9 protein-coding genes and 3 pseudogenes are annotated in these 11505 nt (G+C 61.4%); 6 read left to right on the forward strand and 6 right to left on the reverse strand.

Annotated elements, in window-relative coordinates; genetic code table 11:
- The first annotated feature begins 98 nt into the window (after nucleotides 1–98).
- Together ACF8R4_RS24075 and ACF8R4_RS24080 are read left to right on the forward strand one after the other, a co-directional pair.
- Entirely contained in the window at nucleotides 99–692 is a 594-nt protein-coding gene (locus ACF8R4_RS24075; protein WP_060497095.1) for a cupin domain-containing protein, read from the forward strand.
- A gap of 77 nt (nucleotides 693–769) precedes the next feature.
- Nucleotides 770–1086 (forward strand): annotated as a pseudogene (locus ACF8R4_RS24080) (EamA family transporter); the annotation flags it as partial.
- Between the two features lie 64 nt (nucleotides 1087–1150).
- Here the strand turns inward: ACF8R4_RS24080 and ACF8R4_RS24085 are convergent.
- Together ACF8R4_RS24085 and ACF8R4_RS24090 are read right to left on the reverse strand one after the other, a co-directional pair.
- A complete protein-coding gene (locus ACF8R4_RS24085) occupies nucleotides 1151–1693 on the reverse strand; it encodes a hypothetical protein (protein ID WP_223624097.1) in 543 nt (180 codons plus the stop codon).
- Nucleotides 1694–1744: 51 nt separating this feature from the next.
- Nucleotides 1745–2023: pseudogene (locus ACF8R4_RS24090) on the reverse strand (RHS repeat-associated core domain-containing protein); the annotation flags it as partial.
- Nucleotides 2024–2103: 80 nt separating this feature from the next.
- Here ACF8R4_RS24090 and ACF8R4_RS24095 point away from each other — a divergent pair.
- A pseudogene (locus tag ACF8R4_RS24095) lies at nucleotides 2104–2372 on the forward strand (aldo/keto reductase); the annotation flags it as partial.
- On the opposite strand, the gene ACF8R4_RS24100 reads toward ACF8R4_RS24095, so the two are convergent.
- Nucleotides 2341–3246 carry a LysR family transcriptional regulator gene (locus ACF8R4_RS24100; protein ID WP_392493614.1) on the reverse strand — a complete coding sequence of 302 codons (906 nt, stop codon included), beginning with the start codon at nucleotides 3244–3246 and terminating at the stop codon, nucleotides 2341–2343. The pseudogene ACF8R4_RS24095 and the gene ACF8R4_RS24100 overlap by 32 nt on opposite strands.
- A gap of 111 nt (nucleotides 3247–3357) precedes the next feature.
- Here ACF8R4_RS24100 and ACF8R4_RS24105 point away from each other — a divergent pair, with 111 nt between their 5' ends.
- Nucleotides 3358–4419, forward strand: coding sequence for a YeiH family protein (locus ACF8R4_RS24105; protein WP_060497098.1), 1062 nt, complete (start codon nucleotides 3358–3360; stop codon nucleotides 4417–4419).
- A 148-nt stretch (nucleotides 4420–4567) separates the two neighbouring features.
- Nucleotides 4568–5941: a nucleotide 5'-monophosphate nucleosidase PpnN gene (gene ppnN, locus ACF8R4_RS24110; RefSeq protein WP_060497099.1), complete on the forward strand. Its 1374-nt coding sequence runs from the start codon at nucleotides 4568–4570 to the stop codon at nucleotides 5939–5941.
- A 39-nt stretch (nucleotides 5942–5980) separates the two neighbouring features.
- On the opposite strand, the gene ACF8R4_RS24115 is transcribed toward ppnN, so the two are convergent.
- Nucleotides 5981–7126, reverse strand: a complete 1146-nt coding sequence (locus tag ACF8R4_RS24115) for a GGDEF domain-containing protein (protein ID WP_060497100.1) — start codon at nucleotides 7124–7126, stop codon at nucleotides 5981–5983.
- Nucleotides 7127–7466: 340 nt separating this feature from the next.
- Nucleotides 7467–8795, reverse strand: coding sequence for a CDP-diacylglycerol--serine O-phosphatidyltransferase (gene pssA / locus ACF8R4_RS24120; RefSeq protein ID WP_082426314.1), 1329 nt, complete (start codon nucleotides 8793–8795; stop codon nucleotides 7467–7469).
- Between the two features lie 181 nt (nucleotides 8796–8976).
- Between pssA and ACF8R4_RS24125 the strand changes: the two genes are divergently transcribed.
- A complete protein-coding gene (locus ACF8R4_RS24125) occupies nucleotides 8977–9984 on the forward strand; it encodes a GlxA family transcriptional regulator (protein WP_060497101.1) in 1008 nt (335 codons plus the stop codon).
- A 124-nt stretch (nucleotides 9985–10108) separates the two neighbouring features.
- On the opposite strand, the gene ACF8R4_RS24130 is transcribed toward ACF8R4_RS24125, so the two are convergent.
- Entirely contained in the window at nucleotides 10109–11443 is a 1335-nt protein-coding gene (locus ACF8R4_RS24130) for an MFS transporter (RefSeq protein ID WP_392493615.1), read from the reverse strand.
- Nucleotides 11444–11505: the final 62 nt, after the last annotated feature.

Raw genomic sequence — 11505 nt, forward strand, 5'->3', positions numbered from 1 at the left:
TGTTTTCACCCGAGGAAAGAAGCAGCCAACGCAGCTGCTTTTCGCACTTTCCCAGTGCGAAATCTTTATTCTTGAACTGAAACCGTGCAGGACATTCGATGTCGACCGAAACCGAACCGCGCCTTCGCCTGGAGCAGTACCTGGGCCTCCAGATCAAGCGCCAGCGCCAGGCCCAGTCCCTCAAGCTCGCCGACGTGGCGCGCATCGCCGGCATCAGCCAGGGCATGTTGAGCAAGATAGAGAATGCCCAGGTGTCCACCAGCCTCGACACCCTCAGTCGCCTGTGCGACGTCCTGGGCATGCCGATGGCCAAGCTGTTCAGCCAGTATGACCAACCCGACGGCAATGCCTTGCTGGTGAAGGCCGGCGAAGGGCTGGAGGTGGTGCGCCGCGGCACCGAGAAGGGCCACACCTACCACTTGCTCAATCACGCCAGGGGGCCGAAAAAGAACTTCGAGGCGTACATGGTGAGCATGGACGACGCCAGCGAAGAGTTCCCGACCTTCGCCCACCCGGGCACCGAATTCCTCCACTTGCTGGAGGGCGAGCTGGTGTACCGCCATGGCAACCAGCTCTATCACATGCATGCCGGCGACAGCCTGACCTTCGACGGTGAAACCCCGCATGGCCCCGAACAGCTGGTGCAGGTGCCCATCCGCCTGTTGTCAATCATGAACTACGGCGGAGAGTGACGCGGCGTAGCAAGGCAACTGCGGATATCGCGATCAGGCAAGCACACGTCACCCGCAAGATGGTTACCGCCGGCCTGGTGTTGGTGGTACCGACTTTCGACCTGCTGGGCAGCACCCGCCTGGCAGGCAGCGACTGGGTCGACCTGGCCTTGCTGGGTGTGTTCTGCACCGGGTTGTCGCAGTTTCTGTTCGTCAAGAGCCTGGAATCCGCATTGCCGGCATGATCATCGCGCTGGAGCCGGTGTGCGCGATTATCGGGGCATGGTGGTTGTTTGGTGACCAACCGAGCCTGCGCATGGCTGCGGGTGCTGCGCTGATCGTGCTGGCGACTTTTCTGGCTGCCGCGCGAAAAGCACCTGCGGAGCAAGGGGACACCAGTCGCTGCGCGCACTGAACATCTGTCCTGGGCGCGGCTCAACGCATGCCGCGCCTGCTTAACGAAAGGCTTACTTCTAGAGTTAGCGTCGCCTAGGGGGTGGAGAAGGCGGCGCTTCTGGTGGTCCATAGCGCTCAAGCATCCCATCAAACCGGTCAATCTCCCTTTGGAAACGCACATCCCACATTGCTTTAGCAACTTCAGGCCACGCTGACCCTGCTAGCTGCGGTCTCTCGTGCTGAGCAGCAGGAAGAGAGAAACTCCTAAGATCTCTTTTACTGACTTCGTAAGATTTATAATTTCCGAGTCCTCGTGCGGGTTTAAAAGGTCCCACGCCCAATACAAAGATATTCAGCTTCGCCTCATAGTGACCAACCGGCAAATGAAAAATGGGGCTGCCAGCCACAAAATCCGCTGCAAACCCGTTGGTTTCAAAATTGTATTTTAGATCCCATCGGGTGTACCCATAGTGCGGAACCCCGTGCTTATATAACCGTGCAGCTACGACACTCTTTTCCATCGCTCCCCGATGTATTCCCTTCGCCACTTTTCGGAAATGTAAAAGCTGTGGCTGCAAGCTTGATGGAAAACCCTCTTTTTGCAAAACATTGATATCCAGACTCATTTGAGGGTTCACTTGTCCCCTGGATGCATTTCTGGAAGACCCAGAAGGGTCAACATAATTCACAGGATCACCTGAGCAATAAGCATACGCATTTATCCCCCCGCTACCAAACGGGCTTATAGAGTCAGGGCTGGTAAAACGGCAGATTGAAGGGCTATACAGACGCCGACCATTTCCAAGCGGATACAAGCCATGCACTGCGTCACGCCGCTGTCCGGCGAATCCGATAATGGACGAATGTTGTGACAGGTCAGAGAAACCGTAAACCGTATAGGCTAGATCAAGGTTCGGACGACTCTGGAGGCTTACACTCCGAAGAAGACAATCCATGGCAAAACTATCCCAAGCCTCAGATGCCTTCACCCTACATAGACATTCGTGGTTTAGAAACTGATATTTTTACTAGGTCAGTCATTGCTTACTCAACGTTGCAATCTGGCCTGTTGACGAGAAGCATGAGCCGCGAGCGAATTGCACAACTGCCCGATGACGACTGGCGAAAAACGCGCAGCGCGGATTTCCAGGAACCTCGCCTAAGCAAGAACCTCGCTTTGGTAGAAGTCATGGCAGATATCGGTGCAGGCACGGGGTCGGTGCGGCGGCTGTAGCGATCGCTTGGGTTCTGCGTAATCCCGCAGTATCCGGAACTATCGTAGCCGCACGCCGCCCCAACCAACTTGCCTGCCAACACACAACTCAAGAAACCGCGCGGCCGCCCGTGACGGGGCAGCTGCATGCGGCACCAGAATGGAAAACCGACGCACCAGCGCCAGCGGCGTAACCTGCAGCCGGTGCAGCGCCCCATCTTCATGGCGAATGGACATCGCCGACACAAAGCCAACCCCCATCCCGGCCCGCACCGCCTCCTTCACCCCTTCCACCCCGGCAATCTCCAGCGCCACGCGCATCGCCACCCCCTCACGGGCAAACGCCCGCTCGACGATTTGCCGCACACCCGAGCCGCTTTCGCGCAGCACCAACGGGCAGGCGCCCAGTGACGCCAGGGTCTGCTGATCACTGCCAGCCAAGGGGTGGCCACGCGGCACGATGGCCACGATCTCGTCCTCACGCCACGCCGTCACTTCCGTGCCCAGCGGTAGCTCCTGTCCTGGCGGGCCTTCGATCAAGGCGATATCGACACTGTCCAGGGCGGCAACAACTTCCGCCGTGTTGCCTTGTGAAGTGGTGACCAGTACGTCTGGATAGCGCCCGTGAAAATCGGCAATCAGGTAAGGCAACAGGTAGCTGGCCGGCGTGGTGCTGGCACCGATGCGCAAGGTCCCGCGCTCCAGCCCGCGCATGGCTTCACGCAGCCCCTGCGCCTGACGAAAGGTTTCACGCAGGCGCTCGGCATGGGCGAGCAGTTGCTCGCCAGCCGCCGTCAACCGCACACCACGGCCGGCACGTTGATAGAGCGGCTCGCCAAACGCCTCCTGCAACAGCTTGAGCTGGCCGGACACAGCCGGCTGCGACAAATGCAGGGCCTGGGCCGCATGGCTGATGTTGCCATGCTCGGCAACGGTGGCGAACGTTATCAGCTGTTCCGGGGTCATGGATGAAAAATATCAGCTATTCGGATATTTGCCATCCTAAATTACGATTTTTTATAAATTTATAACCAGATTAACGTAGGCCTTGTCGAAACACCTTTCCGGAGGACTCACATGGCCACGGTTCCGTCCAACCCTGCTTTTGCACCTACCCTCTCTACCCGAGGGCGGCTCAATGGCATCCTGTTCGTCGCGTTGTTCGCGCTCGCGGTCACTCAGCTGGCCGCCATGCCCGCCATCGCCAACCTGGGCATCAGCCCGCTGATCGTCGGCATTGTCGCCGGTGCGCTGTATGGCAACGCGCTGCGTGACGGCGTACCGGCTAGCTGGGCGGCGGGTATCAACTTTTCTGCGCGCGGCCTGTTGCGCATCGCCGTGGCCTTCTTTGGCCTGCGCGTCAGCCTGCAGGAGATCGCCGAAGTCGGCTGGTCGGGGCTGATCGTGTCGCTGCTGGTGGTATCCAGCACGCTGCTGATCGGCCTGTGGTGCGGCATGAAACTGTTCAAGCTGGACCGCGACACCGCCTTGCTGACGGCCGCCGGTAGCGCCATCTGCGGCGCCGCTGCGGTGCTGGCCTTCGAATCGGCACTGCGCAGTGCCCCGCACAAGAGCGCCATGGCAGTCGGTAGCGTGGTGCTGTTCGGCACCTTGTCGATGTTCCTGTACCCACTGGCCATCAACGCCGGCTGGCTGCACCTCGACACGATGGGCGCAGGGTTGTTCCTGGGCGGCACTATTCATGAAGTGGCCCAGGTAGTTGGCGCCGCCAGTAACGTAAGCCCTGAAGCCACCCATATCGCAACCATCGTCAAGATGACCCGGGTAATGTTGCTGGTGCCGGTACTGCTGGTGGTAGGCCTGTGGATCAGCCGTACGCGCAAAGCCGGCCAGGCGCAGGGCAATGGGCGTATCGCCATGCCCTGGTTCGCCTTCGGCTTCCTCGCCCTGGTGTTGGTGAACTCGTTGCAGGTGCTGCCGGGTAGCGTGACCCAGGCGGTGAACAGCCTGGACACCTTTGCCCTGACCATGGCGATGACGGCGCTGGGGATGGAAACCCGCTTCAGCCAGATCCGCCAGGCTGGGCCAAAAGCGCTGGCGACCGGGGCAATTCTCAACCTGTGGCTGGTCGGGGGTGGTTTGGCGATTACACTCGGCGTGCAGAAGCTGTTGGGCTGACTTGAGACCGGGTTGGCTTCTTGGCGGGTAAAAACGCGAAGAAGCTAAGCCGGTCTCAAGCTTTTTCACCAGCCCTCTCGTTGCCGCCCACATTTCTCGGTATGGTGTTGTCAAAGAAGGATGTTTTACCCGCACAGGAAAGACTTAGATGCCTCAACGCAATGTCATCAATGCATCCGTCAGCCCCAAAGGCAGCCTGGAAACGCTGTCACAACGTGAAGTGCAGCAACTGAGTGAAGTCGGTACCGGTAGCCTTTACACCCTATTCCGCCAGTGCGCCCTGGCCATCCTCAACACCGGCGCCCACGTCGACAATGCCAAGACCATCCTCGAGGCCTACAAGGACTTCGAGGTAAAAATCCACCAACAGGACCGCGGGGTCCGCCTGGAGCTCCTGAATGCCCCGGCCGACGCCTTCGTCGATGGCGAAATGATCGCCAGCACCCGTGAAATGCTGTTCAGCGCCCTGCGCGATATCGTCTACACCGAAAGCGAACTGGCCAGCCAGCGCATCGACCTGGAAAGCTCCCAGGGCATCACCGACTACGTTTTCCACCTGCTGCGCAACGCGCGCACCCTGCGCCCGGGCGTGGAACCGAAAATGGTGGTGTGCTGGGGCGGCCACTCGATCAGCACCGAGGAATACCAGTACACCAAGAAGGTCGGCCACGAGCTTGGCCTGCGAAAACTGGACGTGTGCACCGGCTGCGGCCCTGGCGTGATGAAGGGGCCGATGAAGGGCGCCACCATCGCCCACGCCAAGCAGCGCATGCACGGCAGCCGTTACCTGGGCCTGACCGAACCGGGCATCATCGCCGCCGAAGCGCCCAACCCTATTGTCAATGAACTGGTGATCCTGCCGGACATCGAGAAGCGCCTGGAAGCCTTCGTACGTGTCGGCCACGGCATCATCATCTTCCCGGGCGGTGCCGGCACGGCCGAGGAGTTCCTGTACCTGCTGGGCATCCTCATGCACCCGGACAACCACGACCTGCCGTTCCCGGTGGTACTCACCGGCCCGCGCAGTGCCGAGCCTTACCTGCAGCAGTTGCATGCCTTTGTCGGCGCCACCTTGGGTGAAGCGGCGCACCGGCTGTACGAAATCATCATCGACGACCCGGCGGAAGTTGCCCGGCACATGGTCGAAGGGCTCAAAGAGGTCAAGCAGTTCCGCCGTGAGCGTAACGATGCCTTCCACTTCAACTGGCTGCTGAAGATCGAGGAGAGCTTCCAGCGCCCGTTCGACCCGACCCACCAGGCCATGGCCGAGCTGGACCTGCGCCGCGAGCTGCCGCCCCATGAACTGGCAGCCAACCTGCGCCGGGCATTTTCCGGCATTGTTGCGGGTAACGTGAAAGACAAGGGCATCCGCCTGATCGAGGAGCATGGGCCCTACCAGATCCACGGCGACAGCGCCGTGCTGGACCCGCTGGGCCGGCTGTTACAGGCCTTCGTCGATCAGCACCGGATGAAGCTGCCCGGCGGCGCGGCGTATGTGCCGTGCTACCAGGTGGTGGCCTGATAGCCCACACCATCGGGGCCGCTTGTCGGCCCCAATGGTCTATTGGCTAAGGTCTGCCATCGGCCGCTCTACAAACCGGATACTGTCCCGCCCACTGCGTTTGGACTGGTACAACGCCACATCCCCCTGCTCGATCAATGCCGCCAGGCTGACCGGTGGCTGGTCGAACAGGTTGGCACCGATACTCAAGGTGACCGCCTGCGGTGTAGGCACGGTCTTGCTGGCGTACTGCTGGAACTGTTCACGCAACAGCCCACCCAACTCCATGACCCGCTCACTGCTCGCCCCGCACAGCAAGATGACGAATTCATCACCGCCCAAACGCGCTGCCAGCGAGCGCTCGGGCAGCACCGTGCGAATGAGTTCGCTCAGGGCAATCAGCAAGCGATCACCCGCGATATGCCCGTGAAGATCGTTGACCAGCTTGAAGTTATCGATGTCGATCAGCAGCAAGGCCCCGGGTTGAGCCGGGCTCACTTCCTTGAAGAAATGCCCGGCCCGCACTTCCAGCGCGCGGCGGTTGTAGAGCGCAGTCAACGGGTCGCGCGCGGCCAGCCGGGCAATCCGCTCCTCGCGTCGATAACGCACGGTACCGGTCATCGACAAGGCAATCAGCATGATCGCCATTGCCCCTTCGACCAGGGAAATCTGGATGATCAGCCCGCCAAAGGTGGCCAGGTCAATCAAGGTGCCCGGCGTGATCGCAATGACCGCCTTGGCCACGTAGAACAGCCCGTGGAGCAGCAACACATAGCGCAGCTGCACCGCCCCCACGCTCAGCGACTTGCCGTGCGGCCGCAACAGAAGGCTGGCCTTCAGCGTCAGTGCGGCCACCAGCAGCGAGTTGACCATCAACATCACCTTCGACCACTGCGGCCCCACGGGCAGCAAAAGCAAGGCGAACCACACGACCACAACCAATAACCAGGCCCGCGACAAACGGTCCTGGGTAAAACGCAACACGCCCATCAGGAAAAACCAGTGCGCAACCACCAGCAAGCCATTGGCGAACCAGATGCCGATGAACAGCAAGCCGATCCCGCGTAGCAAGGCCAGAACACAGCCGACAGTAATGGTGGCAAAACCTGCACTCCAGAACAGCAAAGAGGTTTCGCGGACGCTGCGCCACTCAATCGCCAGGTACAACGCAGCAGCTGCTGCCAGGGCGACCGAGATGGTCAGCATCGTGGATGGATCTAGCGCCATATACGCATTGGCCTATCTGGTTAACGAAGAAAAGGCCCGATTGTATGCGCTCGTGATGACTTTTCAGAGGGGCCTTGCACGGTTGCCTGCAAATGATAGCCCAGCCCCTGTCCATGGTCGTACGCAAGCAATATCATATTGACATCAAGCTGTCGTGTTCACCACTCAAATCGCGATGCATTCACCCAAGAAAGCGCCCCAGTTGCCCGCCCGTGAGCACTCAGGCGGTCCGAGTCACACATGCACAGGCTTAGCTAAGGTCGCCGAGCCTGCACGGTCCTTGTAGGCGCACGCATCGCTTTTGGAAGGGTGCAAGGGCTCAGAGCACCCGCTTGATCAACGGCTCCAGCCGGCTAAAGCGCAGCCGCCGCAGAAACTTGCGCACTTCCTTGGGATGTTCGGCCTTCACCCCCAGCGCCGCTGCAGAGCCGATTTTTGGCGCGTACCTGCGCAGTTGGTTCAACTCCGCTGCCCGTGGCGCCAGCCACTGCCCCTGCGGGTCATCGATGAGCAGGCCGTTCTCAAGGTCCAGGTTGAACCCGCGAGGGTTCAGGTTGTTGCCGGTCAGCAGCGAATAGCGCTGGTCGACCCACACACCCTTGGCGTGGAAGGTATGCCCGGGATCGTTCCAGATCCGCACTTCCAGCTGGCCACGGGTAATGGCCGCGTGGCGGCGCCGGGCGAAGGCTCGCAGGTTGTCTTCATACAGATAAGGCAAAGCGCCACTGGCACTGAACGGCTCACCGGGGGCGATGTAGAAGTCGTTGGCGGTGCGGTCACCCACGATCAGCTCAACATGCACGCCCCGCTCCAGCGCATGATCGAGCTCGCGCATCACCACCCGTGGCGGGTTGAAATACGGCGTGCTGATGATGATGTGCGTGCGCGCCGCCGCCAGCAGGGCACACAGCGCCCGGTTCAACGGGTTGCCACGGCCCACCCCCAACAGTGGCACCACCCGCAAGCCCTCCCCAGGCACCGCGGCCGGTGCCTCGTACGCCATGCGCCGCAACCGCGCACGCAAGCGCCGGATGTCGCCGCGCAGGCTACGGGTGGCGGGTGGTGCGGGCACGTCGAGGCGCGGTGTGGCGGTGTGGTGCAGCAGGCGCCCTACCAGGCCGACCATGGCGTCGGCCAGCGCCGGCGACTGGAACAGGTGATAGCGGTCCAGGCGATAACGGTCGAAGCGGTGCAGGTACACGTTATTCAGGCTGGCGCCGGTGTAGATCACACAGTCGTCGATAATGCTGCCCTTCAGGTGCAACACACCAAACAACTCGCGGGTCTGCACCGGCACCCCGTGAATGACGATATCCAGCCCGCGCAACTGGCGCTGGGCCTGGTACCAGGCGGCGTTACCCGGCTGGCGACCGGCCCCGAGCAGGCCACGGCGGGCACGGAACCAGTCGACCACGATGGTAATTTCCAGGCCCGGCCGCTCGGCCTTGGCCTGGTACAAGGCATCCAGCACTTCCTGGCCGGCCTCGTCTTCCTGCAAGTACAACGCAACGATGACGATGCGCCGGGTTGCAGCGCGGATGCGCTCGAACAGGCAGGCGCGGTAGGCCTTGGCATCGGGCAGCACCTGGATCGACTCGGGCGACATGGCGTAGCCTGGCAATGCCGCCAGCATGGATTCGGGGTTCACGAACGATCACCTTCTCTGTGCAATCACTGTCGGCCCTGCCAGCCGGCGGGGCCATTCCTGGTCGCTGCGCCGGGGGTGTAAGATCGACCCGGCAACGACCTATAACAACAAGAACCACGCGAGGCTGTATTTTCTCACTGCCCCTGACGAACTATGCCTCAGCTTGCACAGGAACAGCGCAATGGTCCACCCCGCTTCTGCAACCCCATCGCCGTCTATTGTAAAGAGTTGTTCCGCGAAGACCTTCGGCTTTCTGATTTTGCCCAACTTCACCACCATCGGCCTGGCCTCGGCGGTAGAAACCTTGCGCATGGCCAACCTGGCCGCGCGCAAGCCACTGTATCGCAGTGTGCTTATCGCAGCAGACGATGCGCCAGTGACGGCCAGCAACGGCATGCGCGTCTTGCCCGACTACAGCATCGCCAACGCGCCCGCACTGGATGCTCTGCTGGTGGTGGGTGCCAACCCCATCGACCGTAGTCGTGGTAACCGCCCGTTGATCGACTGGTTGCGCCAACTGGCCCGCCAACACATGCCTTTGGGCGGTATCTGTACCGGCAGCTACCTGCTGGCCAAGGCCGAGCTGCTCAAGGGCTACCGCTGCACCATCCACTGGGAAGACTTGCCGACATTGCAGGCACACTTCCCCGGCATCGTGATCTCCAGCCAGCTGTTCGAACTGGACCGCGACCGCTACACCTGCTCGGGCGGTGTGGCGGCCATGGACATGATGCTGCAACTGGTAGCCCGCGAGGCTGGCGGCCAGGACATCGCGGCCAAGGCTGCCGAGCTGTTGCTGTGCGACCGCATGCGTGGCGAGCGCGAGCGCCAGCGGGTGCCGCTGCGCACCCTGTTGGGCAGCGCCCAACCCAAGCTGAGCCAGGTGGTGGCGATCATGGAAGCCAACCTGGAAGAACCGCTGGGGCTGGAAGAGCTGGCCAGCCTCAATGAAGTGACCGTGCGCCAGTTGGAGCGGCTGTTTCACAAGTACCTGCAGCGCACGCCCAGCCAGTATTACCTGGAGTTACGGCTGTCGAGAGCGCGGGAGTTGCTGCTGCGCAGCGATGTACAGGTGCGTGAGGTGGCACTGGCGTGCGGGTTCAGTTCGCCGGCGCATTTTTCCAAGAGTTATAGCCGGTTCTTCGGGTTGTCGCCGCTGGGGGAGCGACGGCAGGCCTCGCTGCACTGATTCAAGTTTTGTATTGGTTTTACTGGCCTCTTCGCGGGTAAACCCGCTCCCACAGGGACCGCACAATGCTCAGGCCTGTGGGGTTCCTGTGAGAGCGGGTTTACCCGCGAAAAGGCCAGTACAACTAATCTTCAAGAGCCGAGTGCGCCGTTTCCCGACACATCAGCATGGCAACCAGCGCCACCAGTGCCGCCGCCAGCAAATACCCCGCCGGTGCCAGCTTGCTGCCGGTCACCTGGATCAGCCAGGTCGCAATGAACGGCGCAGTCCCGCCAAACAGCGCGTTGGCCAGATTGAAGCTCAGGGCAAAGCCACTGAAACGCACCCGGGTCGGGAAAATCTCCGCCAGCAGGCACGGCAAGGTGCCGTCGTTCATTGCCAGTATCGCCCCGAAGCAAATCTGGATCGCCAGGATCACCACCAGCGGCTGCCCATCGAGCAGGCGGAACAACGGCACGGTCAGCCCCAGGAACAACAGCGACGCCACCACCAGCATGGTCTTGCGGCCAAACTGGTCGGACAAACGCCCCATCAGGAAGATCAAGCCAATATAGGTGGCCAGCGACACCGTCGAGGCAATGAACGAATCCCGCTCGCTCATGCCCATTTCAGTAGACAGGTAGGTCGGCATGTAGCTCAGCAGCAGGTAGAACGCCACGGCGTTCAGGCAGGTCACGCCAATGCCGATGCCCAGGCTGCGACGGTGTTGGCTCATCAGCTCGCGTATTGGCGCCCGCGCCATGCAGGCTTTGTTTTCCAGGCGCTGCTCCATCTCCAGAAATTTGGGGGTGTCCTGCAGGCTCATGCGGATATACCGCCCGACCAGGCCAAACGGCGCCGCCAGCAGGAACGGCAGCCGCCAGCCCCATTCATGCAGGGCTTCGTTGCTGAGCAGTTCGTGCAGTACCGCCACGAATGCCGCCCCAAACAGCAAGCCCGCCGCCGTGCTGGCCGGCACGATGCTGGTGTACAAGCCGCGCCGGCCAGGCGGTGCGTATTCAGCCAGAAACGCGGCGGCACCGGCGTACTCGCCCGAAGCCGAAAAGCCCTGCACCAGGCGGATCAGCAACAGCAGGCAGGGTGCCCACAGGCCGATTTGCGCATAACCGGGCAACAGGCCAATGCAAAAGGTGGATACCGACATGATCAGGATCGACCACGACAGTGCGTTGCGCCGGCCATGGCGGTCGCCAAAATGCCCCCAGACGATGCCGCCCAATGGCCGCACCAGGAACGACAGGGCAAACACTGCAAAGGTGGCCAGCAAGCCGGTGGTCTTGTCGGTTTGCGGGAAGAAGGTGGCGGCGATGATGGTGGCCAGATAGCCGTAGGCGGCGTAGTCGAACCACTCGACGAAGTTGCCCATGAAACTGGCCCGGGCGGCCTTGCGCAGGGCCTGGCGTTCGGCACTGTGCGCGGGGCGGTCGACGGTGGATGGGTCAAGTGTGGTGCTGGACATGACGGGTACCCTCTGGTTCTTTTAATTGGAGGCAGGGTCTGGTGGTCATACAGTGATTTTTT

The sequence above is a fragment of the Pseudomonas sp. FYR_2 genome, assembly GCF_043106425.1.
GTDB classification, from domain to species: Bacteria; Pseudomonadota; Gammaproteobacteria; order Pseudomonadales; family Pseudomonadaceae; genus Aquipseudomonas; species Aquipseudomonas monteilii.